The 21,862-nt window shown below is 64.7% G+C and carries 29 protein-coding genes; 22 read left to right on the forward strand and 7 right to left on the reverse strand.

Annotated features, from left to right (window positions below; genetic code table 11):
- The first annotated feature begins 3 nt into the window (after positions 1 to 3).
- Complete coding sequence (locus U0C82_RS03900) at positions 4 to 537, forward strand: hypothetical protein (protein ID WP_322185742.1); 534 nt, start codon at positions 4 to 6, stop codon at positions 535 to 537.
- A gap of 3 nt (positions 538 to 540) precedes the next feature.
- Here the strand turns inward: U0C82_RS03900 and U0C82_RS03905 are convergent, their stop codons facing one another.
- A complete protein-coding gene (locus tag U0C82_RS03905) occupies positions 541 to 1,491 on the reverse strand; it encodes a Rha family transcriptional regulator (RefSeq protein WP_322185743.1) in 951 nt (316 codons plus the stop codon).
- 116 nt (positions 1,492 to 1,607) lie between these two features.
- On the opposite strand from U0C82_RS03905, the gene U0C82_RS03910 reads away from it, so the two are divergent.
- From U0C82_RS03910 to U0C82_RS04010, 21 genes are all read left to right on the forward strand, one after another.
- Complete coding sequence (locus tag U0C82_RS03910; protein ID WP_322185744.1) at positions 1,608 to 1,904, forward strand: hypothetical protein; 297 nt, start codon at positions 1,608 to 1,610, stop codon at positions 1,902 to 1,904.
- 52 nt (positions 1,905 to 1,956) lie between these two features.
- Positions 1,957 to 2,253 carry a hypothetical protein gene (locus U0C82_RS03915; RefSeq protein ID WP_322185745.1) on the forward strand — a complete coding sequence of 99 codons (297 nt, stop codon included), beginning with the start codon at positions 1,957 to 1,959 and terminating at the stop codon, positions 2,251 to 2,253.
- Positions 2,250 to 2,645 (forward strand): hypothetical protein, encoded by a 396-nt coding sequence (locus U0C82_RS03920; protein WP_322185746.1) that lies wholly within the window; start codon positions 2,250 to 2,252, stop codon positions 2,643 to 2,645. Before U0C82_RS03915 ends, U0C82_RS03920 begins: the two co-directional genes overlap by 4 nt.
- Positions 2,642 to 2,902 (forward strand): hypothetical protein, encoded by a 261-nt coding sequence (locus U0C82_RS03925; protein ID WP_322185747.1) that lies wholly within the window; start codon positions 2,642 to 2,644, stop codon positions 2,900 to 2,902. The genes U0C82_RS03920 and U0C82_RS03925 overlap by 4 nt, the downstream gene beginning before the upstream one ends.
- Complete coding sequence (locus tag U0C82_RS03930; protein WP_322185748.1) at positions 2,899 to 3,096, forward strand: hypothetical protein; 198 nt, start codon at positions 2,899 to 2,901, stop codon at positions 3,094 to 3,096. The genes U0C82_RS03925 and U0C82_RS03930 overlap by 4 nt, the downstream gene beginning before the upstream one ends.
- Positions 3,093 to 3,359 carry a hypothetical protein gene (locus tag U0C82_RS03935; protein WP_322185749.1) on the forward strand — a complete coding sequence of 89 codons (267 nt, stop codon included), beginning with the start codon at positions 3,093 to 3,095 and terminating at the stop codon, positions 3,357 to 3,359. The genes U0C82_RS03930 and U0C82_RS03935 overlap by 4 nt, the downstream gene beginning before the upstream one ends.
- A complete protein-coding gene (locus tag U0C82_RS03940; protein ID WP_322185750.1) occupies positions 3,356 to 3,586 on the forward strand; it encodes a hypothetical protein in 231 nt (76 codons plus the stop codon). Before U0C82_RS03935 ends, U0C82_RS03940 begins: the two co-directional genes overlap by 4 nt.
- A 377-nt stretch (positions 3,587 to 3,963) precedes the next feature.
- A complete protein-coding gene (locus tag U0C82_RS03945) occupies positions 3,964 to 4,398 on the forward strand; it encodes a hypothetical protein (RefSeq protein WP_322185751.1) in 435 nt (144 codons plus the stop codon).
- Between the two features lie 42 nt (positions 4,399 to 4,440).
- Positions 4,441 to 4,698, forward strand: coding sequence for a hypothetical protein (locus U0C82_RS03950; protein ID WP_322185752.1), 258 nt, complete (start codon positions 4,441 to 4,443; stop codon positions 4,696 to 4,698).
- Positions 4,695 to 5,165: a hypothetical protein gene (locus U0C82_RS03955; RefSeq protein ID WP_322185753.1), complete on the forward strand. Its 471-nt coding sequence runs from the start codon at positions 4,695 to 4,697 to the stop codon at positions 5,163 to 5,165. Before U0C82_RS03950 ends, U0C82_RS03955 begins: the two co-directional genes overlap by 4 nt.
- A gap of 31 nt (positions 5,166 to 5,196) precedes the next feature.
- Positions 5,197 to 5,415, forward strand: a complete 219-nt coding sequence (locus U0C82_RS03960) for a hypothetical protein (protein ID WP_322185754.1) — start codon at positions 5,197 to 5,199, stop codon at positions 5,413 to 5,415.
- Between the two features lie 430 nt (positions 5,416 to 5,845).
- The gene (locus U0C82_RS03965) at positions 5,846 to 6,916 is read left to right on the forward strand and encodes a site-specific integrase (protein ID WP_322185755.1); all 1,071 of its coding nucleotides are present in this window, start codon (positions 5,846 to 5,848) and stop codon (positions 6,914 to 6,916) included.
- A gap of 518 nt (positions 6,917 to 7,434) precedes the next feature.
- Positions 7,435 to 7,908, forward strand: a complete 474-nt coding sequence (locus U0C82_RS03970) for a curli assembly protein CsgF (RefSeq protein ID WP_322185756.1) — start codon at positions 7,435 to 7,437, stop codon at positions 7,906 to 7,908.
- 77 nt (positions 7,909 to 7,985) lie between these two features.
- Positions 7,986 to 9,197 (forward strand): CsgG/HfaB family protein, encoded by a 1,212-nt coding sequence (locus U0C82_RS03975; protein WP_322185757.1) that lies wholly within the window; start codon positions 7,986 to 7,988, stop codon positions 9,195 to 9,197.
- An 856-nt stretch (positions 9,198 to 10,053) separates the two neighbouring features.
- Positions 10,054 to 10,743, forward strand: coding sequence for a hypothetical protein (locus tag U0C82_RS03980; RefSeq protein WP_322185758.1), 690 nt, complete (start codon positions 10,054 to 10,056; stop codon positions 10,741 to 10,743).
- A 111-nt stretch (positions 10,744 to 10,854) separates the two neighbouring features.
- Positions 10,855 to 11,700 carry a hypothetical protein gene (locus U0C82_RS03985; RefSeq protein ID WP_322185759.1) on the forward strand — a complete coding sequence of 282 codons (846 nt, stop codon included), beginning with the start codon at positions 10,855 to 10,857 and terminating at the stop codon, positions 11,698 to 11,700.
- A 74-nt stretch (positions 11,701 to 11,774) separates the two neighbouring features.
- Positions 11,775 to 13,394 (forward strand): hypothetical protein, encoded by a 1,620-nt coding sequence (locus U0C82_RS03990; RefSeq protein ID WP_322185760.1) that lies wholly within the window; start codon positions 11,775 to 11,777, stop codon positions 13,392 to 13,394.
- Positions 13,395 to 13,514: 120 nt separating this feature from the next.
- Entirely contained in the window at positions 13,515 to 14,006 is a 492-nt protein-coding gene (locus tag U0C82_RS03995) for a hypothetical protein (protein ID WP_322185761.1), read from the forward strand.
- 36 nt (positions 14,007 to 14,042) lie between these two features.
- Positions 14,043 to 14,840, forward strand: a complete 798-nt coding sequence (locus U0C82_RS04000; protein WP_322185762.1) for a hypothetical protein — start codon at positions 14,043 to 14,045, stop codon at positions 14,838 to 14,840.
- A gap of 1 nt (position 14,841) precedes the next feature.
- Entirely contained in the window at positions 14,842 to 15,213 is a 372-nt protein-coding gene (csgH, locus tag U0C82_RS04005) for a curli-like amyloid fiber formation chaperone CsgH (RefSeq protein WP_322185763.1), read from the forward strand.
- 63 nt (positions 15,214 to 15,276) lie between these two features.
- Positions 15,277 to 16,005: an SH3 domain-containing protein gene (locus U0C82_RS04010; RefSeq protein ID WP_322185764.1), complete on the forward strand. Its 729-nt coding sequence runs from the start codon at positions 15,277 to 15,279 to the stop codon at positions 16,003 to 16,005.
- Between the two features lie 325 nt (positions 16,006 to 16,330).
- Here the strand turns inward: U0C82_RS04010 and U0C82_RS04015 are convergent, their stop codons facing one another.
- From U0C82_RS04015 to U0C82_RS04040, 6 genes are all read right to left on the reverse strand, one after another.
- Positions 16,331 to 16,933, reverse strand: a complete 603-nt coding sequence (locus tag U0C82_RS04015; RefSeq protein ID WP_322185765.1) for a thioredoxin family protein — start codon at positions 16,931 to 16,933, stop codon at positions 16,331 to 16,333.
- A 145-nt stretch (positions 16,934 to 17,078) separates the two neighbouring features.
- Entirely contained in the window at positions 17,079 to 17,813 is a 735-nt protein-coding gene (locus U0C82_RS04020) for a cytochrome c biogenesis CcdA family protein (protein ID WP_322185766.1), read from the reverse strand.
- A gap of 197 nt (positions 17,814 to 18,010) precedes the next feature.
- Positions 18,011 to 18,913 (reverse strand): MBL fold metallo-hydrolase, encoded by a 903-nt coding sequence (locus U0C82_RS04025; protein WP_322185767.1) that lies wholly within the window; start codon positions 18,911 to 18,913, stop codon positions 18,011 to 18,013.
- Positions 18,914 to 19,133: 220 nt separating this feature from the next.
- The gene (locus U0C82_RS04030) at positions 19,134 to 19,859 is read right to left on the reverse strand and encodes an aspartate/glutamate racemase family protein (RefSeq protein ID WP_322185973.1); all 726 of its coding nucleotides are present in this window, start codon (positions 19,857 to 19,859) and stop codon (positions 19,134 to 19,136) included.
- Between the two features lie 122 nt (positions 19,860 to 19,981).
- Positions 19,982 to 20,878 carry an ABC transporter permease gene (locus tag U0C82_RS04035; RefSeq protein WP_322185768.1) on the reverse strand — a complete coding sequence of 299 codons (897 nt, stop codon included), beginning with the start codon at positions 20,876 to 20,878 and terminating at the stop codon, positions 19,982 to 19,984.
- An 8-nt stretch (positions 20,879 to 20,886) separates the two neighbouring features.
- Positions 20,887 to 21,861: an ABC transporter permease gene (locus U0C82_RS04040; RefSeq protein WP_416186610.1), complete on the reverse strand. Its 975-nt coding sequence runs from the start codon at positions 21,859 to 21,861 to the stop codon at positions 20,887 to 20,889.
- Position 21,862 lies beyond the last annotated feature (1 nt).

Raw genomic sequence — 21,862 nt, forward strand, 5'->3', positions numbered from 1 at the left:
CCGATGACGCTTGCCGACTTTGCGAGTACGATCGCCGCTGTCGCATCGTGCGTAGGGGCCTATTTCGTCGTCATGCAATGGGTAAACCAAGTCATCGCTTCCGCGACCGTCGAATGGCGTCAACCCATGGCGCGCGAGCGGGACCAATACGATCCAGACGACAAAGGCGAGCCCGATCTGGACTCGCCTCTAATTGCCGAACTGCACCTGACCGTGACGAACAAGACGACCGGCGCGCTTTACATCGAGCGGTTCGACGTCGAAACCATCGGCTCGCCCCCGCAGTCCTTCGACGTGAAAGAGCAGATACCGCCGGGGGAGAGCCGGACCTATCGCGAGGATCTGTCAACCGACTGGTCGTCGCCCGACTGGTCCCGGCGCAACTTGTCGAGCGCCGTCAGCATCTCACTGATATCCCGCCGCCAAAGCTTCGCCTCTCTGGCGCTCAAGAAAACGCTGAAGACGCACATGCATGACGTGAAGGTCGCGCACAACGTCACGAAGACCAAGGCCGTTTCGTTGGAAAGCATGTCGTGACCCTCACTGCGCCGAGGCGTGGTAGATCGTAAGCGGGCGACCGCCAGACGGCCCGTGATGGAAGTATGAGACGCGCAACAGGCCATCACGCACAAGGCTGTTGATCCGGTCCATAAGCGTCTCGTTCGACCACCCCCGCTGGCGGGCCACCCGATAGATCGCCGTCTTGGACGCGCCGCCACTGACCCTAGTCGCCTTGAAGATCATCTGGTCAATCCGATCGGCTTCGTTCGGCGCGGCAATCCGTTTGCCGTTGGGCTTCACCGGGTGATAAGTCCGCAACGGCCATCCAGCGCCTCGGCCCTTCGTTTCGCAGACGATCCGGCCAGCCTGTTGAAGTTCGTCAAGGACTATCCGCAAGCGGTGCGCATCTAGCGGCTTGCACCGACGGTAGACCTCGCGATAGGTCGCCGATCCGGTGCGGGCTATCGCGGCGTAGACGCGCGCGGCGTCTTTGTCGTCATCGGCAACGTCGGCATCGGGCGCGAACCGCTCCTCACTGGCCGGCATCGGTAGGCCGACATCGGCCCAAACCCGTGCGGCGGCCTCGACGCCCAGCGTCTTTCTGGCTTCGGCGACGATGCGCAGTTGCTGGTTGACCGATAGGGCCGGCTTCGCCCCTTCGCGCAGCTCGGCCTCCATGCGGTTGAACTCGGCGATGTAGTCTTCCTTGAACTTCGCAGCCCGACTGCCGGTGAAGCCAAAGACGATGAAGACGAACCCGTCTCGGGTCATGTCGATCGAACGCCGCAGCTCGCCTTTTTCGTCGCGATAATCGACCAGTCCATAATTGGACCGGTTGAATTCGGCCGAACATTCCAGGCGGTCATAGGCTCTCAATACGTGGCTATGCTGCTTCTCGAATGTCTTCGCGACATCACGGCTGTTTGCAAACGTCGATCCATTTTTGACGAACACCACCGGCGCGGCCGGTGTGGGCAAAGCCAATTCCATATCTGTCTCTCCATTGTTTATTTGCCATACGGCAAAAACTGTTTGACAGATGATTTGCCATATGGCAATAGATTGGTTGTAGCCAAACACATCCCCGCCCGATGGAGACCAGACCAATGACACAGACCAACCGCCACCCAGTCGATGAACTCGTCGACGTGAAGGCCAAGATGGCCGCGCTGGCCGAGCGCGAGAAGTCGCTCAAAGCGAAGATCATCGAAATGGCCGGCGAGCGTGACGCCGTCGGCGGTGACGAGTTCATCGCGACCGTCGCCCTCCAGTCCCGCAAGTCGCTTGATCGCAAGGGCCTTGAGAAGCGGGTCGGCAAGGACGTCGTCGCCGGGTTCGAGCGCGAGGGCGAGCCCTACTACGTCGTCCGCACCGCGCCGCGGGCGATCGAAGAAGCCGCCTGATCCTCGCTTCACTCCTCGCATCCACCCATTATCACCCGAGAGGATACCCGACATGGCCTCCATCAATTCCGATATTCACGACATGACCGTTTCGCAGATGCGATCCGAGGCCATGCGTATCGCGGTCCGGCTGAACAAGATCTGCGATCGCCTGTACGAGAAGGACATCGAGTACGAGCTCGCGCACGACGCTGGCGACTGTCCGGCGCAGGAAGTGCTGACCGATCTCGCTCTCATCCTCGGCGATATCGAACAGCACAACGTCGATAAGGGCCGGCATCAGCGCACGCCCGCCGCCGACCGCGCAGACGCGGCGCATCAGACTCGCATCGAAGCGAGGGCAGCATGAGCGCGCTAATCCCCGACTTGGAGCCATGCTCGTTCTGCGGCGGCGAAGCGCATTTCAGCGGTTTCAGCGATGAGATCGAATGCGAAGGATGCGAGGTTGAAGTCGCATTTTTCAAAAACGGGTCTTCAGCCAAAGCATGGAACACCCGCGCCGAAGACCCCCGCCTTGTAGCGCTAGAGAATGAGCTTGACGAAGAGCTGCGCTTTATCGGCGGATGTGGAGACGGCGGGTGCATTATTGTCAAGCCAGTCGGCATGCACACCAACGGCGGATGCAAGTGCAGCCGTGACTGGCTGAAAATGCAGCGATTTGCCTACGCTCACAATCGTTTTGCCGATGGCATCCGTTCCGCCCTCTCACAGCCGGTAAAGCCGGAAGGCGGGGCAGCATGAACGGTCCTACTACAGGCCCATGGGCGCGGCATGACACGCCTGATTATGCGGAAATCCACCCGGCATCTGGCAAGCTTAAATCGGCCATAGCGCTCGTCGGCAAACCCGAAGACGCGAACCTGATCGCCGCCGCTCCTGACATGCTCGCTGCTCTGAAGATGGTCCATCGCGGCATGATGCAGTGGGCAATCATGGATCATGCGCCCGAGTGGAAAGTGATTTCTGAAGCCATTGCCAAAGCGGAGGGCCGGACATGAACACCAACCCCCTCGCCCCCGCTCGCGGCGTCGTCAACGGCGTGATCCTCGGCTCGATCATCTGGGGCCTGCTCGGCTTCGTGTGGGCCGCGCTCGCGAATGCCGAGGCGAATTTCGCCCGCCAAGACACTATCAACCAGGAAACCAATCTCGGCAGTTCGTATCGGGCTGCAAGCGCGGAGGCAGGACGATGAAGGCAGCAATCTATGACATCGATGGAACGCAAGTGGTCGCTTACACCGAGCCGGATGGCGACGATCTGATCGTTCACCGCTGCTTCGAAGTGAACGGCGTCTTCGTCGATTTTTCAGTCACCGGAACCCCGTCGGGGAAGATGACAGACGGGATGGAGACGAAGCTATTCGATGCGTTTGCGTCCGAAGCAAAGTGTCGAGCCGCATTCGACGAAGTGCGGGGCATGATGCCACCGGTGCAGGACGACGAGGCATCGTCATGACGGGAACCCACACGAACGCCGCGTCGTCGATCGCAAGCCTCTCCATGCTGCTGGTCAAGCGCGCCCGCGAGCTCGCATCGATGTGCCCGACCCCGAGCCCCGACCAGGACGAGGACCTCTTGCGTCTCCATTGCGAGATCGGACAGCGCCTCGGTGTCCACCACGATGCCCGCGAGGCTTCCATTCATTCGCTTGACGATATGCTCAAAGTGAGGACCGTCCGATGAAGACCGAAGAACAGGCCCGCGATGGCGTGCGGGTGGCAATAGCTCCCGGCTGTTGCTCCGCGATATCGCCGTGCGCGCATCAGCGGCGCGACCCGTCAACAATATGCGACATTTGCGAGAGGGCTGACCAAAAGAGCAACGCCGCTCCCTGCATCACAGACGGGGGAGAGACAGAGGCGGGCACTGCGAATTGCTGCCACTGCGGGCGCATCGTGGACACCCGAGAGAAGTCGGAAGGTGGCGACGATTTTGGGTGTGAACTGTCCGATGGACGGTGGACATGCTCGTCGGATTGCTGGAACGCCGTCGTTGACCCTGACGACACCACCCCGCCCGTCCAGTCCGAAGCCGACCTGCGGGCTGAGATCGAGCAATGATTGACGACCAAGAATTTGTCGAAGCATTTAACAGAAATGTGGACAAGCGTGGTCACAACGAATGTTGGCCATGGAAAGGCTCAAAGTTCAGAAAAGATGGGCGCGGCACCCTTAGTTGGAAAGGGCGAAACCACACTGCGCCACGAATTTCGCTATCGATACATACTGGATTTGACCTTCAGAGCAGTTTGTTCGCGTGCCACTCATGTGACAACCCAAACTGCGTTAATCCAAATCATCTTTGGGCGGGGAGCAATTCCGAAAACCTATCGGATGCCGCGAACAAGCGCCGTCTCCCAGGCCAGAAGAAGACCGAATGCCTTCGAGGGCACCCATACACTGAAGAGAATACAATTCTCCGAAATGGTCGAAGAGCGTGTCGAGTTTGTCAGCGGCAATCAAACAAAAAATACGGGCATCGGTCACGCAAACTAGCCCGCGCCCGCGCCCGCGCAGCCCTCACCAAAGGAGCCGACCATGCCGGACAGCGCTGAACTACACAACGAGCTTGCCCGCAAGTTCGTCATGGATGTCGCCAGTCAGGTTAAAACCGAAGCTGAAATGATGGTGGTTGTCGAAAGCACCCTCTTGGCTGCGATGCTGGTGATGACCAAAGGCTTCAATGCCAAGCCCGGAACAAGCGTAGGCATGATTGAGGCCGCCGTCCAGCGCGCGACAGAACGCTTCACCGAGAAGCTCGCAGGAGCCGACGCCGGGAAGGATGCTGGACGATGAGGGATATGACGAACGCCGAACTGGCTGACGCCCTTGGGGGCGAAATCTCGTCCGCAGTCCAGCGGTTGATTGCCGGCGCGTTCCGGCGCGATGGCGAGCGGCTTGAAAGCGAAAAGAGACCTCGGTTCTCGATACCGTGCCGCCCGAAACACGACGATGACACCGTGGTTCTTGATGCGCTCAAGGAAGCCGCCCGCCGTCTCCGCGAGGCAGACGACGCTATCGCAAGGGCGGTGGAGACGGAGAGGCCTTACACCCCCGTGCGCGAGAACGCCGCTATTCGGCGGTTTCGCGGTGACTTCCGATCGATGACGGTTGCCGAGGTCCGAAAATACGCCTCAGACGCTCAAGAAGTCATTGATCGTGAAGAGGAATGGGTGGAAGCGGCGACGGCGTTCTTGAGTCGGCTTGTAGATCACCCGCCTAAGCCCACCGCAATCTCCGGAGGCAAGACAGATGCCGAGTAAATCGGGAAAGATTGTTAGAACGATCGGAACGGTGGCCCTTTCGATGTACGCGGGAGCCGGCCTTTTCGCAGGGCTGATGATGCAGCGGGCGATCCCGCCGTTGAACCCGCTCGGCGTGACCTTCATCGCGTTGACGTGGCCGAACCAAATCCGTTGCGCACGCGTATCCAGCGGATGCGATCCGACGCCTTATGGCTGGATGGAGCCATACCTGTTCACGTTCCCGGAGGAGCCCCGCCATGCCCTGTGATGCGCAGACGCCAAACCCCGGATCGGAAGCCGCGATCCTCGCCGGCTGCACCTGCCCGGTGATCGACAACCACCACGGCGCGGGCGTGCCGACGAAGGGCGGGCCGCGCTTCTGGATAACGAAGGGTTGCCCTGTTCATCGGCCTGCGCCCGAAGATCGGAAACATAAGGAGCGCCGTGATGGGTAGCCGGTCATTACGCGGTCGCGACGAACTGCGGCCCGACGATCTATTATCGCTTGCGGACGCCTGCGCAATCCTCCTCAATGGAGCTCTGCCCCCGTCATCGCTTCGCACCGAACGCGACCGTGGAAACCTGCGAACAATCAAGGTCGCCGGTCGAGAGTTCGTGACGCCGGCAGACATAGAGGACATGATCGAAAAATGCCGCGTCCAAAACTCCCTCCCCGCCTCGTCCTCCGAGAAGACTCGATGTCCGACGGAGCGACCCGCCGCTCGTGGGTCATCCGCGACGGCCAGCGGTTCGTCCGAACGGGATGCCCGCAGAGCGAAATTGCGCGCGCTGAAGGAAAGCTTGCCGAGTACCTCGGCCAAAAACATGAGCCAAAAAGACAAGCCGGCAAAAGTTCTGAACTTCTCGTCGGCGACATCCTGATGATTTATGCGACGGACCGTGCGCCCGCAACGGCGCGACCGAAGGAGACCCTGGCGGCGATAGGGCGGCTGGAGGACTTCTGGGGAGAAATGACTGCGGCCGAGATTGTCGGGGCGAACTGTCGGGCCTTTACCGCGGAGCGTGGAACGCAGTCCGGCGCCCGTCGCGATCTGGAGATCCTGCGCGCAGCGGTAAAATACTACAAGGGCGAGATCGGCATGGAGTACGAGCCGGTCATCACGCTGCCGGACAAGAGCCGTCCTCGCCATCGCTGGCTGACGCGATCTGAGGCCGCCCGCTTGCTGTGGGCCTGTTTGCGTCCGAAGGAATCCAAGACGGCGATCGGCGCGTCGGTGCGGGCTCGGCGCCGGCACCTTGCTCGCTTCGTTCTGATCGGCCTTTACACGGCCACCCGGCACGAGGCGATCACAGGGATGCAGTGGCACCCCAACACGGTTTCGGGCTGGTTCGATCTGGAAGCGGGCGTGATGTACCGCCGGGGCGCGGGCGTAGCCGAGACGAACAAGCGCCGCCCACCGGCTCGCATTCCCGACCGCCTGATGGCCCACCTTCGCCGCTGGCGCCGGATGGACAGCGCCGGCGCGACGCACGTCTGCGCCATTGGAGGCGAAGCTCTGAAGCGTGTGAGCAAGGCCTTCCGCCGTGCGCGCGAAGACGCCGGCCTTGACCTCGACGTGAAGCCTCACAGCCTCCGTCATACCGGGATCACCTGGCTTGTTCAGGCGGGCGTGGATCCGAACGAAGTTTCAGGGTTCGCTGGCGTGACCATTCAGGAAATGCAGCGGACCTATCTTCACCACCACAGCGATTTCCAAACCGGCGTCGCCGGGGCGAAAATGCGCAAACCGGCAAAGCGGGCAATCTGAGCAGCCTGCTCATCTATTCTCGCTTTTGCCCCGAATAAAACCTGAACATCGCCAACGGACATCAACGGAGAGCACTGGAAATGCTGGGTTCTTGCCAGAGACCTCGACGTTCACACCGAGGGGGTCACAGGTTCAATCCCTGTCGCGCCCACCATCCGTCCCGCGCTTTCAGTCGCCCAAATCCTCGATTTTAGCCGGATCGGTCGTGTCCCGTGACGGGGTGTAGCCGCGCTGGCGTGACGGTTTCTGCGGTTTGGTCGAACGGCTCAAGCTTGGGACCGGAAGCGGGCTGGCGATGGCCTTGCTCCGACACGCCATGAGCCAGATCTTGACGGCCTATGCCGGTCTCGTTCCCCTGATCCGAACGTTAGAATGTCGGGCGTTGCACATCGCCCCGGGCGCAATGTGGTGCGATTTCACCACATCGTGACCAAAGACGACGTCGGGGAACGTGACGCCTTGCCCGCCCTACCCCCGCACGATATAGGACGGATCAACTTCCAGCAGGGGTTCTAAACATGCGACTTTGGCGAAACTCCTACCTGGCCGCGTTGATGCTCCTTTGGCCGTCGTCGGTTCAGGCCGGCGACCTCGTCTATCAGCCGATCAATCCTTCGTTCGGCGGCAATCCCCTGAACTCGGCCCATCTCCTGGGGACGGCCAACGCGCAGCGCCAGGCGACGGCGAGCGACGCGGTGACGAGTTCGCTCGGGTCCGTGGGCACGGGAGCCGGAGCAGGAGCCGGCGGCGGCACCTCCGACGCCGATCTGTTCGTGCGCCAGCTTCAAGGTCGCCTTCTGTCCGCCCTCGCGGGGCAGGTGACGGAGGCGATCTTCGGCGACCAGCCGCAGGACAACGGGACCGTGCGCTTCGGCGATACGACCGTGACCTTCTCGCGCGGGCTGGGCGAGATCCGGCTGAGCATCGTCAATGCGACCGACGGGACGGTCACGGACATCGTGGTGCCGCAACTTCTGACCAGCGGCCGCTGACGGGGACCGACGCCGAAAAGCGTCGTTATTGTGGGGCGGAGCGCGATCCGGGGGGATCGCGCCCGAAGGGGATCTTCATGAAACTGCATGTGCGTGCGGGCAAGACTCGCTTGCCCTTCCTTGTCCTCGGCGCCAGCCTGTTGGCGCTTTCGGGCTGCGTGACGGCCGGCTCGCGGATCGACGCGCTGCCGGTGGTGGCGCCGGTGAACGGACCCAACGACGCCTTGCGCCGGCTGCCGCCGCCGCGCGAGCGCACCGTCGTTGCGGTCTACGACATCGAGGACCTGACCGGCCAGTTCAAGGAGCGCGACAATGTCCAGTCGCTTTCGCGGGCCGTCACCCAGGGCGGCGCGGCGATCCTGATCAAATCGCTCCAGGATGCGGGCGAGCGTCGCTGGTTCACCGTCCTGGAGCGCAAGGAGCTGGAGAACCTTCTTCGGGAGCGCCAGATCCTCACCGAAATGCGCCGCATCTACAATGGCGAGACAGACATCGACGCGCGCGTGCTGCCACCGCTGCTTCATGCCGGCATCATCATCGAGGGCGGCATCATCGGTTACGACACCAATATCGTGACGGGCGGAATCGGCGCGCGGTTCCTGGCGATCGGCGCCGACACCCGCTACGTGCAGGACGTGGTGACGGTGACGCTTCGCGCGGTGTCGACCAAGACCGGCGAGGTCCTAACCAGCGTGACCAGCCGCAAGGCCGTCGCCTCCTACGCGCTGCAGGGCGGCGCCTTCCGCTTCGTGCGTCTCGACGAGCTTCTGGAAGCGGAAACCGGAACGACCTACAACGAACCCAAGCAGATCGCGGTGCAGTCGGCCATCGAGAAGGCCGTGGAGGCGCTGATCATCGAGGGGGCCGAACTCGATCTGTGGCAGTTCGCCGACAAAGCCGCCGGACAGGCCTATATCCAAGCCTACCGCAATGAGAAGTTCGGCGATCGCTATACGCTGGCCGCGCAGAACCCGCCGTCTCCCCGGACCACCGATGCGGCCCGGATCGCCGCGACGGTGCCGGGGCGGCCGCGCCCCGTGCAGGTGACGCAGCGCCGCATCAAGCAGCCCGCGCCGCAGCCGGCGCAGGCCTCGGGGGCGACGCGCACCGGCGGTGCCGTTCGCCAGGTTCCCGGTGTGGGCTTCGTGCCGTCCGAGGCCGCGCCGGCCGTTCGCCAGCAGAGCCAGCCGCCGCAACTGCCGCCCGCGCCCCAGCCTGACGAGCCGGTGCTCGGCCAGGGCGGCGACGCCTCCCCGGACGTTCGGGTGGCGCAGAGCGCCAGTCTCTGAAAAGCGGAGTGCGGCCGCGGCTCCCGGGGCCGAGCGGCCCTGCCTGAGCAGGAAACTTAACAGGAAACTTAAGAAGGGGCGCTTCGCAAGAGGCGCCCCTTTTTGGTTTGAGACAAGTCCGCTGCGTCCCGCTTGCTACCTTGGTCACCGGCCGGAGACGCCGGGGGTGGTTCGGCCCGTCATTCCGCCGGCCGGCCGGGACTCGGATCCTCGCGGACGGGGTCGGGCGTTTCCATCGTCATGGAGCAAGAGCGCCGGTCGCGGCACCCGCCGCCGGATCGACCAGCCGTCCGGTGGCGAAACCGATCGTCCGCGCTCAATGCCGGCATCATCATGCCGGTGGGAACGACCGCGGAATGGCGCAACCTGTTGTTGCTACAGGCTCGAACGCCTGCGGGGCGGATAAGAGGCAATTCGCTCAAATTGTCCAATTAACAATATGTGATGATCCCATCCGATAAACAACCGGAAATGATTGACGATTCGTTAGCTTAGGTAGTAAAAGAACCCTTAAGACGGGTCGGGCGTAGACACACCATCGGCCATACCCGTCCGGGGCGGGGGATCCTTGCTTCATAGCGTGCGCCTCGGCGGTGCATCGACGGTTCCGACCGGGCCCGGCATGCCTCGCTGAAGACATGGGAGATTGCAACCATAGCGGCAGCGCTGCGGGTGCCGAGAGACCGTCTCGCACCCTCGGTTCCGTCGGTTGACGATCGCCCGCTGCAAGACAGCAAGGCCTGCCGGCAGCCCCCGGAAGGGTGCAGCCAAAGCCGGGGAGCGCCCGGCACGGATAACGAATGGGCCGCTCGTGCCGGATGGTCGAGTGTGAGCTTACCAACAGGGGAAAACCACAATGAACATCTTCAAGACCTCTCTTCTCGCCGCGACCGCGCTGACGCTGATGGGCGGCGCCGCGAGCGCCCAGGCGATCAACTTCTCGAACACGACCCAGGATGGCAACGGCAACTCCGCCCTGGTCTCGCAGGAGCAGCTGACCTCGCGCGGCGCAGGCAACGCCGTCGGCACCGCCGGCCGCGCGGTGCTTCAGGATGGCAGCGACAACGTTCTGGTGATCGAGCAGCTTTCCTCGTCCGACGTGGCGAAGAACAGTGTCGGCGGCAACAGCCCTGTGAACGCCGAAACCTTCGAAGGCTTCGCCGGCGGCTTCGTCCAGCGCGGCAACAACAACGAGGCCATCGTCCAGCAGGGTGCGAACGACGGTTCGGTCCAGGGGAACAACGTCGTCACCAACGTGCTCCAGTCCGCCAGCGGCACGGCGGGTGCCGATGCGCCCAACACGCTCGACGTGGCGCAGACCTCCAAGGGCAGCGCGGTCACCAACGTTCGCCAGAGCCAGACCGGTTCCGCCGACGCCACCAACAACACGCTGCTCGTCAATCAGACCGGGGTCGCCGCCAATAACGGCCGGACCAACCTGATCAACGACATCGAGCAGGTCGGCACCGCGGGCGTCAACGCGCTCGTCCTCTCGCAGACCGCCACCGCCACGGGCGCCGCCAACAGGATCGGCTCTCTGACCTAGGTCGGCACGGGCACCGGCGCCAACGTCTCCGATATCGCCCAGCAGGGCACCGGGAACGTCATTCGCAGCGGCCGCCAGAACAACACCGGCGCCGGTATCAACGAAGTCTTCATGGATTTCACGGGCGACAACAACGGTACGGCCGGTGGTTTCAGCGGTGCGGCTGCATCGGTGGCCCTGTCGCCGGAGAACGGTGAAAATGCGGCCGGCAGCTATCGTCAGGTCGGCACCGACAACGTGCTGTCCTACAGCGTCTTCGGAAACGGCAATCAGTTCGGCTTCGAGCAGATCGGCGACGCCAACAGCGTCACCGGTATCGTCGGGGGCGACGACAACGACGTCGCCATCAGCATCACGGGCGATCTGAACTCGGCTCAGTCTGTCCAGGTCGGCACGTCGGACTCGTTCGGCCTGACGATCACTGGCGACCTCAACGCCGTCGACTCCTTCCAGGGCGGTAGCGACAACGACCTGACGGTTTCGATCGACGGCGACGAGAACGAGGTGAATTCCACCCAGTTCGGCGCCGACGACATCGCGAGACTGACGCTCAACGGCGACAACAACCTGCTGAGCACCTACCAGGACGGTTCCCGCAATACGATGAACGTGTCGATCAATGGCGACGGCAACAACGCCAATGGCTTCTCGCCGGCCTTCACCGGTTTCGCGGCCGACGTTCGCGATATCGCCCGCGCCGAGCTTCCCGCTGGCGTCAGCGGCTTCCGTCGCGGCAGCCTGGTGCAGTCGGGCAGCAACAACGACTTGCTGATCTCGGTGCAGAACAGCAACAACAACAGCTTCGCGACGCTCCAGAACGGCAACGACAACTCGATCACCGGCACCATCTCCGGGATCGGTGGAAACCAGGCCACGATCGCTCAGTTGAGCAACAGCAACACGGTCGTGTTCACGCAGAACGGCTCGGGCAACAACCTCGGCGTCGTCCAGCAGTAACACGCTTCCCATGAATGCCGGCCGGGCGCGAGCCCGGCCGGTTCTTTCCGTTTTCAATCCCGATGGGGGCTCACATGCCGTATCGCGCTTCATGGACCGCCGTCTTTCTGGTCGCGTTCGGCACGCCCGTGCTCGCCCAATCCAACGAAGTGTTCCTGGGCCAGATCGGTGAAGCCAACACGGTGAAGATCGAGCAGACCGGATCGCTGAACGTGGTGGGCGCCAATTCGGACGACCGGCGCCTGAACCAGATCGGGTCCGGCAACACGATCACCATCGAGCAGGTCGGCGATGGAAACCGTATCGGGCCGCTCAATCTGGTGAATCGGCCCGGCTTCCTGACCGGCACCGACGGCGTGGCCGCGGGGCTCAACCAGCTCGGCACCGCCAACAGCCTGACGATCGAACAGCGTTCGGCCCGCCAGGCCGGCGGGGGAAGCCTGATCGGCGCGATCTCGCAGACCACGGCAGGCGCGGTTTCCGCCCAGGGCGGCAACACCGCGAGCGTGGTCCAGATCGGCGGCGCCTACGACCCGTCCGACAGCACGCTCGGCGTGTCCACCGGCCCCGCCTTTCACGAAATCTACGAGCTTTCGCAGGATTTCGTCGCGCAGGCGGACGCGGCTGGCCGCAACGTGCTGCGCGTCGAGCAGGTCGGCACGTCGCAGACCGTCTGGCAGGTTCGCCAGCGCGGTGCGTCGAACGATCTCTTCCTCAGCCAGAGCGTTCGCGGCAACGCCGTGCGGCTGGCCCGACAGGACGGCACCGTCAACAGCATGTCGCTGGTGCTCAGCGGTCTTTCCAACACGCTCGGCATCGTCAACCAGATCGGCGACGGCAACCAGGCCGATGTTTCGGTCAGCGGCGAGCGCAACTTCGTGGACCAGGTTCGCCAGACCGGATTTTCCGTCGGCGCCGGCGGCGGCAACATCGCGCGCGTCACGATCGTGGGCAACGACAATGGCGGCGAGACGATCGGCGGATACCGCGCCATGAGCGCCCAGGGCTCGACGCTGGCCGGCTATGCCGCGGCGATCGAGCAGACCGGCGACGACAACCTGCTCGTACTCACCATCGGTTCGGACCTTGCCGGCGGGGGCTCGAACGGCAACATGTTCTCCCTGGTGCAAACCGGCGACGCCAATTTCCTGACGTCCGTGATGAGCGGCGACGACAACGAGCTTCGCAGCTTCCAGGACGGTGAGGGGAACATCATCGACGTGGTGCAGACCTCGCAGGCCCGCTTCGGCGGGCGTGCCGCCGGCACCAGCGATGCGCGGCTCGGCAATCTCGCCTCGCTTCGCACGGACGGCGACGGCAACACCGTGGCCCTTTCCCAGGACGGGACGACCAACAGCGCGGCGGTGACCGTTTTCGGCAACGACAACGACATGGGCTCGCGGGTCGCCGGGGGCGCGGTTCGCACGGCAGGGGTTTCGCGCACCGTCTTCCTGCCGTCCGGCCTTCTGCAGAGCGGCAGCGGCAACGATCTCATGGCCACCCTCACCGGGGATCGGAACCGGTTCGGGCTGGTGCAGCTCGGCGCCGGCAACCAGGCGGATCTGACGATCGTCGGCAGCGACAACCAGGCCGCCATCGACCAAATGGGCGACGGCTACGCCGCATCCGTGACCCAGCTGGGCATGGCGAACATGACGGCGGTGATGCAGACCCGGGCCGTCATCGCTCCTTAACCCTCAGTCCCATTCGATCGCAGCGTGCGAGGGATACGGACAATTTGAGACAATAAGACAAAGCGCGGTCAATCGGTGGCGGGCATTCTCGATCCAGTTCACAGGATCAGGAGCCCCAAAATGCGTTGCCTTCTTGCCGCCACCACCGTTCTTCTTCTTTCCGCCCCCGTGCTCGCCAACGAAAACCTCCTCACGATCGACCGGGGCGATCTGTCGTCCAACCAGCTGACCCTGGCGATCGAGGGTTCGTCCAACAGGCTGGACATCGTCCAGCAGCATGCGGACGGACCGGGGGACGCGAACCGGATGACCGTTCGCGTAACCGGCGATTTGAACGGCGGCGCGTCCGCGCTTTCGGCCCCCCCGCTGATCTCCGGCCTGACCTTCGGGCAGTTGAGCCAGGCGGGACGGGGCAATATGATGAATGTCGACGTCGCGGGCTCGGGCAATCTCTTCGCCTTCGCCCAGTCCGGCTCGGGCAACCAGCTGTCCGCCGCCATCCAGGGAACGGGAAACCAGATGATGGTGAGCCAGACGGGAAGCGCCAACATGGCGGGAATATTCCAGTCCGGCAGCGCGAATTCCGTATCCATCACGCAGAGTTCGTGGTAGTAGTATTCCACACGCCAACCAAGGAGTCGAAACGCCATGTCCGGTGTCGGAAAGCTATGCGCCGCGGGTTTCCTCGCGCTGTCCCCGCTTCTCGCTGGCGCGGCTTCGGCGCAGCAGAACGAGCTTCGGATCCTGCAGGAGGGCGAGCGCAACACGCTGTTCGTGGATCAATCCGACGCCGCCGAAAGCACCGTCGGCGGACTGGGCTCGCCCCGTTCGGGGCTCTCGACCTCGCCCGAAGGCAGCGCTCTCACCGGCCCGGCGCTGGCCTTGCCCTCCAGGCTCGACCTGTCCCCCTTCCGCTCGCCGGACGCGTTGCAGATCGGCTCGGACAACACGGCAAGGGTGGATGACGACGGCACCGGCAACCGCATCGTGCTCCAGCAGGTCGGACGTCCGAACGGCGGGGCGAACGAGGCGACCATCGCGGTCAATAGCGGCGGTTCGCAGGCGGCCGCGCGTTCAATGGACATGGACGTCGAGCCGGCGCTCGCAACCGAGTTCCTTCAGGGCGGCGGGTCCAACACGGCCTTCGCGCTGCAAAACGGCAACGGTAACAGCGCCGACGTCAATATCGACGGAACCGGATCCCTGGGCGGTCTCGCCCAGCAGGGGAGCGGCAACACGGCCGCGCTCGCGGTGATCGGCAGCGGCATTTCCGGGGTCGGCGTCCAGATCGGCGACGACAACGATCTGGGTCTCGTGGTTCAGGGGACGGCGGGTTCCGATGTGAGCTTCACCCAGATCGGCAACGGCATCACCAATGCGGCAGCGCCGAGCATCGTCACCAATGGCGCGACCGTGGTGATCACCCAGCAATCCTTCGCCCAGTGACATGCACCGCATTCTTCCGCTCATTGCAGCCCTGTTCGGGCTGGGCCTGATGGGCCAGCCGGCCGCCGCCCGGGATGCCATGGCCCTGGCCGCGATCGCCGTGGAGCCGGGCGCGGGCGCCGTGACCATTGTCGGGCAGGTGGTCGCGCTGGCGCCGGGTCGTTATGGCGGGCGCCTTACGGTCGACAGGTCGGGGGCCTCGGGGACCGTGACATCGAAACAGGGCGGCAGTGCCGAACTCCGGGCGGGCGAGGTTTCGTCCATGGCGCGGGTCGATCTGTCCCTGTCGCCGGGCGACGGGCTGGAGGTGTCGTTCGTGGTGCTTTCGGACGGTGTCGAGATCGCCTCCAGCAAGATGACCGTGACGCCCTGACATGCGGGCGCCGGCTTCAACGAACACCATACGAGCAGACGACATTCGACGGGGGAACGGGAAATGTCGAAATCCATGATCATCGGCGCCGTCGTTCTTCTCGCGGCCGCCGTTTCACCGGCGGCCGCGCAGAGCGAGGCCGATTTCGTCGCCGCATTCGCGGGCCAGTGGCAGACGCTGGATCCGAGCTACACCGACGAGGGCGCGTGCCGGCTCGATCTGAAGCCGGATGCGGTGGAATCGGGCTATGACCTCGACGCCTCGCGGTGCGGTGGCGCCCTTTCGGACCTCGTGCGCTGGTCGATCGTCAACAATCAGTTGGCGCTCGTGCGGGCCGACGGGGACGTGGTCGCCCTCATGGGCGGAAACCAGACCCGCCTGAGCGGCGACACGGCGGATGGAAACGTCGTGTTCGACCGTATCGTCGAAACGGCGCCGCCGCGTGCCGCATCCGCGGGCGCCCAGCCGTCCTGCGTCTATCTGGGTTACACGGCCAGCTGCGCCAAACCCGACGATCTGACCGCGCCGCAGGCTTCGGCCGAGGACGGCGTGGCACGGGCCGCGGTTCTGGTTGCCCTCAACGCCCGTTCGCAGGCCAAGAGCGACGCGGACGTGGTCGCCACCATTCCGGCCAACACCTGCGTCGTGGTCGACGAGTGCACCACGCAGGACGGCGTGAACTGGTGCCGTGCACAGGTCGCGAACTTTTCCGGCTGGATCCGCCAGCAGGCGGTGCGCAGCGATCGCTGGCCGGTGCTGACCTACCGGCCGAGCTGCAAGGCCGCCCGCTAGACCATCCCTTGCGTCTCTTCAGACGCAAGGGATGGTCTCACGATCGTTTCGATCTCACGCATCGGGCGTTCCGAACATCCCGCCCGATCTTCGGGCCGATGCCTCGGGCCGTGGCCGATGCGGGACTTCGGCATGCTCGGCGCGTGGACGGGTCCGCAGCCGGAACGATGGCAACGCGCAGATCTTCGGGCCTTCAAAGCGCACCAGAGCCCGAAACGATCGCTTGGAGCGAAACCTTGGCGGGCTGATTGGACGTTTGCGACACGGCCCGAACCTCAGCGTCCGGCCCGCGACGACGAAGTCCGCCGGACGGGCGGAGCGCGGATTAGCGTGCGCCCTCCCCTGATGCCTTTGCCTCGGCCGATGCCTTTGCCTCGGCGAGCCTTCGGGCATGGTAGGCCTGGAAATGTTCGCCCGTCTCGTAGCGCTTGGCCTTCACCCATTCGAACATGTGGAGGACGATCTCCTTGCCGAACGCGCCAGGCATGGTGGCGACGGCCGCCTCGGCGACCGTGCCGCCGTCCGGCGCATCCTCCGGCAGGAACAGGATCGTCGGCGTGAACACGACCCCCCAGCGGCGCACCGCCGTCTTTTCGCTCAAGGTCTCGCCGTCCAGGTCCGTCACCGCCTCGTCGCCATAGAGGTTGTACTGGACGATATGGAAGTTCGCCTCGATATAGGCGGCGACGTCCGGATCGGAGAACACCTCCTCGTGCATCCTGATGCAATAGATGCATCCGCGCTGTTCGAACAGGATCGCGAGCCGCTTGCCCTCGGCCTTCGCGCTTTCGATGTCCTCGGCGACATCCTTGAAGGTCAGCTGGAACCAGTCCTGCTTGTGCAGCCCGTCGTCGCCGATCTCGGCAGCAGGCGCCGCGCCCGCCGCGGCGATGGTCAGCAAGGCGGCCAGCAGCCAGGTCTTGCGCATGACATGATTCTCCTTTGCGTCGAACGCCGGTTTTCGCAGCCAGCCTACAGCGCGCGGCGACGAAATTGCACTGCCCCCGCGCCGATGGTTTTTCCCACCGCGCCGGGCGACCCGAAAACCGGAGGCCGGCACGAGGCCCGGCGCGTCAGCCGATCGCCGAGAAGACGGGAAACGTCTCGAGCAGCCAGAAGGCGATCGCCGACATCTGGCCGGTGACGAACAGGATGCCGGTGACGACCAGCGCGCCGCCCATGATCGTCTCGACGTTTCCCATATGCCTGCGGAGGCGCGACGCGAGGGCCAGGAAGCGTGTCGCGAACAGGGCGGCCAGCATGAAGGGCAGGCCGATGCCGAGGGAGTAGGTGGCGAGCAGGCCGGCGCCGCGCGCCAGGGTCTCCTCGCTGCCGGCGACGAAGAGAATGGCGGCCAGCACCGGGCCGACGCACGGAGTCCAGCCGAACGCGAAGGCAAGGCCCATGACGTAGGCGCCGAGCGGCCCCGCTGGCCTCGCCGACACCGCGACACGGGCCTCGCGCGCGAACAGCGCCAGCCTGAAGAGCCCGAGAAAGTGCAGCCCCATCGCGATGATGAGAACGCCCGCGATCACCGAGAGGGTGTCGAACCATTCCGCAAGGGCCTGGCCGATGAAGCTGGCGGTCGCGCCGAGCGCCACGAAGACGGTGGTAAAGCCGAGAACGAAGGCGAGCGCGGCGCGAACGATGCGCCGTGCGATCGCCGGATCGTCGCCGCTCGCCCGAAGCTGATCGAAGCCGAGGCCCGCGAGATAAGCGAGATAGGGCGGCACGATGGGCAGGACGCATGGGGAGACGAAGGAAAGCAGGCCGGCCAGAAACGCGGCGCCAAAGCCCACATCGAGCATGATGTCTCCTTTTTTCGTGCGGCGCGCGACGCGGTCGTCGAGCCCGGCTTCACCGCAGCCATGGCAGGTGAACGGCCCCCATCGCAACCGCTTTCCGGCGAGCTTGGAGACCCGACGCGGCAATCGCGAGCGAATGGCGAGGCCATCATCCCTGTCCGCGAGCCCGGCCTGTCGGCCGACGCTGCGCGCCGCCGCTCTCAGCCCTCGGCCACGTAGCGGTAGGCGCGCCCCTGGCGCTCGACCCGTCCGAGACCGCCGGCCGGAAGGTGGAAGCCGACGAACCGCATGGTCTCGCTTGCCAGCCGATCGAGCAGCCGCGTCCGGGTCTGCGCGCCCATCTGCGGGTCGTGATCGGCGCCCCAGGCGGTGCCGGGCGCCTCGAACGACACGGGATCGTTGGCGATCGCGTCCCCGACGATCATGGTGGGGACCGCGCCGTGAACGACGAACGCCGTATGGCCGGGCGTGTGCCCCGCCGCGCCGACCGCCTCGATGCCGGACAGGACTTCCGCGTTCGGCTTGAAGAGGCGCGTGCGCGCTTCGATGGCGTCGAACCGATTGCGCGCGCCGATGAAGAAATTCTGCCGTTCGCTGCCCGCGCTGGCCATTGCCGTATCCGAGCGCCAATAGTCCCACTCGGCCTCGCCGATATGGTAGCGGGCCCCGGGAAAGAGCAGGTCGTCGAAGGCGTCGATCACCCCCCAGATATGGTCGGGATGGGCGTGGGTGAAAACGATGTCGGTCACATCGGCAAGCGCGATTCCGGCCTGCGGCAGCGTCTCGGAGAGCCGTCCGGCGCTCGCCATGAAATTGGGGCCGGCGCCCGCATCGAAGATCACGACGCCTTCGGGCCGGTGCAGGGCCGTGACGTTGCAGGAGACGGTCAGCCTGTCCGATGCCGCAATGGCGGCACGGGCCGCATTCGAAGCGGTGTCGGGAATGCCGTTGGGCAGAAGGAACGCCCGCGAAAGGCTCAGGGATCCGTCGCTGACGGTCGTGACACCGGTGTCGCGCAGCGTCTCGGCGCGGCCCAGTCCCCCCGTCGCGGCGATGCCGACGCCCAGCGCCGCCGCGCCCCATGTGAAATCGCGCCGGTTCATGCCCTCACCCCGTTCCTGACCGCTTCGGTTCCGGGCCGGCATCCTAGAGCATCGGCCAGGAGATCGGAATCGATTTTCGCAAAGCTTGATGGGGGGACGTCGAGGACATGGCCGCAGCATCGTGTGTCTGAAGCCACGCACGATGCTCCGGTCGCTCCCGGCGACCCTTGCCATGCCGGACGATGGCACACGGAGGCGGCCGGGATGGCAGATGCTCGGGTCAGGCGGGAACGGCGAGGCGCGCGTCCTGCTTCACCCGCGGCGCGGCGTAGCCGCCGCGCTTGGAGGTCTTGAGGCCCATCGTCAGGGCGCCCTCCATCAGCTTCACGGCCGACGCGACGCCGTCTATGACGGGAACGCCGAAGCGTGCGGAGAGATCGGCGGCCATATCCGCCATGCCGGCGCATCCCAGGACGATCGCCTCGGCGCGGTCCTGCGTGATGGCCCTTTCGATCTCGGCGCCGATCTTGGCGTCGGCCGCCTCCGGGTCGGTGTCGAGCGCCAGAACCGGAATCTCGCTGGCGCGAACGCTCGCGCAATTGCCGGCCAGACCGGCACGGGCCAGATTGTCCTCCAGGATCGGGACCGAGACGGACAGCGTCGTCACCACCGAGAAACGCCGCGCGACGAGGCTTGCCATGCGTGCGCCCGCCTCACCAATGCCGATGACCGGACCGGTGAGCATGGAGCGGGCGGCATCGAGGCCCGTATCGTCGAAGCAGGCGATGATATGGGCTTCGGCGCCATCGCTCTCGGCGACCGCCAAAGCGTGGAGAAGGCCCGGAACGGCGTGCGCGCCGTCGACATAGCCCTCGATCGACAGCGGTCCGGCATCGTTCTGGTAGGCGAGGATCTCGGTGCCCCGCGCCGCCGCCTGCCGGGCCGCCTTGGCGACGGTATCGGTCATGGACCGGGTGGAGTTCGGGTTGACGATCGAAATTCGCATGACTTTCCAGCGCCCCTGGCCTCGGAGGGCGGACATGTCCGCCTGATCCCGTTTCCGTAATGCAAGTGATTGATTCCTTGCATGCCATGGCCGGGAGTGCTGCCACCCATCGGCAACAGGACCTATCCCTTCGCCCGGCGCCTGCGCCGCCGCTGGAGGGAGAGAAAGGCTGCGAGCGTGCCGAAGATCACCGTGAAGGAGACCGCCGTCACCGACGTACCGAGCGCGTAGATCTCCGGCGTCGTCACCGTGGTGGTGAGGGCGGCAAGCTCGAGGGGCAGCGTGTTGGTCGCCCCCATGGCCTGGCTGGAACGGGCGATCTCGTCGAAGGACAGGGTGAAGCCGAACAGCGCGATGCCGATGAGAAAGGGCGCGATCATCGGCAGGACGACATGGCGGAAGCTCTGCCAGTTGGTCGCACCGAGATCGCGCGCGGCCTCTTCGTAGGATTTGTCGAGCCGGTTGAAGACCGCGAACATGATGAGAAGGCCGAAGGGCAGCGTCCAGGACAGGTGCGCCCCGAGCCCGGAGGTGAACAGTCCGAGCGAGTTGCCGCGCTCCGAGACGAGGCCGAGTGCGCTGAGATAGGGCCGCAGGATCTCGTCGAGGATGCGGAATTCCAGCGCGATTCCGAGAGAGACGACGATGGAGGGCACGATGAGGCTGGCGACCGCGATGTAGAACAGTGCGCTCGCGCCATGGAAACGCTTGCGGAAGGCAAGGCCCGCCAGCACCGAGATCACCACCGTCAGCACCATCACCGTCAGCCCGAGCGCCAGCGAGCGCCGGAAGGCCGAGCCGATATCCACCGTGCCGCCGCCGCCCCACAGCCGCTCGAACCAGTAGAGCGAGACGCCGTTCATGGGAAATGTCAGGCCGCCCGACGGGCCCTGGAAGGACAAGGCGAGGATCGTCACAACGGGGCCGTAGAGGAACACCACGAAGAGCGCGAAGAACGCGGCGAGCGCGTAGAAGCTGCGTGGGCGCCGCTCCTCGCGGGGCATGGGTCTGGTCGCCATGGGTCTTTTTACAGCTCCTTGCGGATATCGACGAGGCGCAGCATGCCCCAGATCGTCAAGAGGACGACGGCGAGAAGCACGATGGCGTTGGCGGCGGCGATCGGGAATTGCAGGAAATTGATCTGGGTCTGGATGATCTTGCCGACCGAGGCGATCTGCTGGCCGCCCATGATGCCGATGGTGAGATAGTCGCCGGTCACGATGGTGACGACGAAGATGGAGCCGATGACGATGCCGGGCTTGACCAGCGGAATGACGACGTTGGTCAGGGTCTGCCAGCCTGACGCGCCCGCATCGTAGGCCGCCTCGACCAGCGCCTTGTCGATGCGCATCATCGAGTTGAAGATCGGCACCACCATGAACAGGGTATAGAGGTGGATCAGCGCGAGCGCGACGGCGAAATCGGAATAGAGCAGCCATTCGAGCGGCGCATCGATGAGGCCCACCGACTGCAGCGTCTCGTTGACGAGCCCGTTGCGTCCCAGCAGCGGGATCCACGAGATCATGCGGATGACGTTCGAGGTCCAGAACGGGATCGTGCAGACCATGAACAGCGCGATCTGCATCGGCAGGGTGCGAACATGGAAGCACAGGAAATAGGCGACGGCAAAGCCGATCAGCAGCGTCGCCACCCAGACGATCGCCACGAACTTCAAGGTCGAAAGATAGGTCGCGAAGGTGGTGCACAGGCTCGGCAGGCTCGCCGCGCAGCCGTAGAAGACATCCGAATAGTTGGTCGTCACGAATGCCGGCACGATGGAATATTCGGTATAGTTCCAGAACGAGACGACGAAGGTCGCGGCCAGCGGCAGGACGAAGAACAGGAGAAAGACCAGCGCCATCGGCGCGGCCTGCAGATAGGCGACCCATGCGGGCGTCCAGCTCGCGCGTGCCTTGCGCCTTTTGCGCGCCTTCGGCGAGATCGCGGCGGCCCCGGATGTCTCCGGGGCCCCCGTTCCGTGCGTGATGGCCGATCGGGTCATG

This window comes from Fulvimarina uroteuthidis, from assembly GCF_034321785.1.
Classification (GTDB): Bacteria; Pseudomonadota; Alphaproteobacteria; order Rhizobiales; family Rhizobiaceae; genus Fulvimarina; species Fulvimarina uroteuthidis.

Bases quoted from the DNA above. Each gene is read 5' to 3' on its own strand.
- U0C82_RS03915 (WP_322185745.1), top strand. From the start codon at position 1,957: ATGGCCTCCATCAATTCCGATATTCACGACATGACCGTTTCGCAGATG.
- U0C82_RS04020 (WP_322185766.1), bottom strand. From the start codon at position 17,813: ATGCTCGATGTGGGCTTTGGCGCCGCGTTTCTGGCCGGCCTGCTTTCC.
- U0C82_RS03965 (WP_322185755.1), top strand. From the start codon at position 5,846: ATGTCCGACGGAGCGACCCGCCGCTCGTGGGTCATCCGCGACGGCCAG.
- U0C82_RS03920 (WP_322185746.1), top strand. From the start codon at position 2,250: ATGAGCGCGCTAATCCCCGACTTGGAGCCATGCTCGTTCTGCGGCGGC.
- U0C82_RS04025 (WP_322185767.1), bottom strand. From the start codon at position 18,913: ATGAACCGGCGCGATTTCACATGGGGCGCGGCGGCGCTGGGCGTCGGC.
- U0C82_RS03990 (WP_322185760.1), top strand. From the start codon at position 11,775: ATGCCGTATCGCGCTTCATGGACCGCCGTCTTTCTGGTCGCGTTCGGC.
- U0C82_RS03910 (WP_322185744.1), top strand. From the start codon at position 1,608: ATGACACAGACCAACCGCCACCCAGTCGATGAACTCGTCGACGTGAAG.
- U0C82_RS03940 (WP_322185750.1), top strand. From the start codon at position 3,356: ATGACGGGAACCCACACGAACGCCGCGTCGTCGATCGCAAGCCTCTCC.
- U0C82_RS03995 (WP_322185761.1), top strand. From the start codon at position 13,515: ATGCGTTGCCTTCTTGCCGCCACCACCGTTCTTCTTCTTTCCGCCCCC.
- U0C82_RS03935 (WP_322185749.1), top strand. From the start codon at position 3,093: ATGAAGGCAGCAATCTATGACATCGATGGAACGCAAGTGGTCGCTTAC.
- U0C82_RS03900 (WP_322185742.1), top strand. From the start codon at position 4: ATGACGCTTGCCGACTTTGCGAGTACGATCGCCGCTGTCGCATCGTGC.
- U0C82_RS03970 (WP_322185756.1), top strand. From the start codon at position 7,435: ATGCGACTTTGGCGAAACTCCTACCTGGCCGCGTTGATGCTCCTTTGG.
- U0C82_RS03930 (WP_322185748.1), top strand. From the start codon at position 2,899: ATGAACACCAACCCCCTCGCCCCCGCTCGCGGCGTCGTCAACGGCGTG.
- U0C82_RS04040 (WP_416186610.1), bottom strand. From the start codon at position 21,861: ATGACCCGATCGGCCATCACGCACGGAACGGGGGCCCCGGAGACATCC.
- U0C82_RS04010 (WP_322185764.1), top strand. From the start codon at position 15,277: ATGTCGAAATCCATGATCATCGGCGCCGTCGTTCTTCTCGCGGCCGCC.
- U0C82_RS04015 (WP_322185765.1), bottom strand. From the start codon at position 16,933: ATGCGCAAGACCTGGCTGCTGGCCGCCTTGCTGACCATCGCCGCGGCG.
- U0C82_RS03955 (WP_322185753.1), top strand. From the start codon at position 4,695: ATGAGGGATATGACGAACGCCGAACTGGCTGACGCCCTTGGGGGCGAA.
- U0C82_RS04030 (WP_322185973.1), bottom strand. From the start codon at position 19,859: ATGCGAATTTCGATCGTCAACCCGAACTCCACCCGGTCCATGACCGAT.
- U0C82_RS04000 (WP_322185762.1), top strand. From the start codon at position 14,043: ATGTCCGGTGTCGGAAAGCTATGCGCCGCGGGTTTCCTCGCGCTGTCC.
- U0C82_RS03925 (WP_322185747.1), top strand. From the start codon at position 2,642: ATGAACGGTCCTACTACAGGCCCATGGGCGCGGCATGACACGCCTGAT.
- U0C82_RS03985 (WP_322185759.1), top strand. From the start codon at position 10,855: ATGGATTTCACGGGCGACAACAACGGTACGGCCGGTGGTTTCAGCGGT.
- U0C82_RS03975 (WP_322185757.1), top strand. From the start codon at position 7,986: ATGAAACTGCATGTGCGTGCGGGCAAGACTCGCTTGCCCTTCCTTGTC.
- U0C82_RS03950 (WP_322185752.1), top strand. From the start codon at position 4,441: ATGCCGGACAGCGCTGAACTACACAACGAGCTTGCCCGCAAGTTCGTC.
- U0C82_RS03905 (WP_322185743.1), bottom strand. From the start codon at position 1,491: ATGGAATTGGCTTTGCCCACACCGGCCGCGCCGGTGGTGTTCGTCAAA.
- csgH (WP_322185763.1), top strand. From the start codon at position 14,842: ATGCACCGCATTCTTCCGCTCATTGCAGCCCTGTTCGGGCTGGGCCTG.
- U0C82_RS03980 (WP_322185758.1), top strand. From the start codon at position 10,054: ATGAACATCTTCAAGACCTCTCTTCTCGCCGCGACCGCGCTGACGCTG.
- U0C82_RS04035 (WP_322185768.1), bottom strand. From the start codon at position 20,878: ATGGCGACCAGACCCATGCCCCGCGAGGAGCGGCGCCCACGCAGCTTC.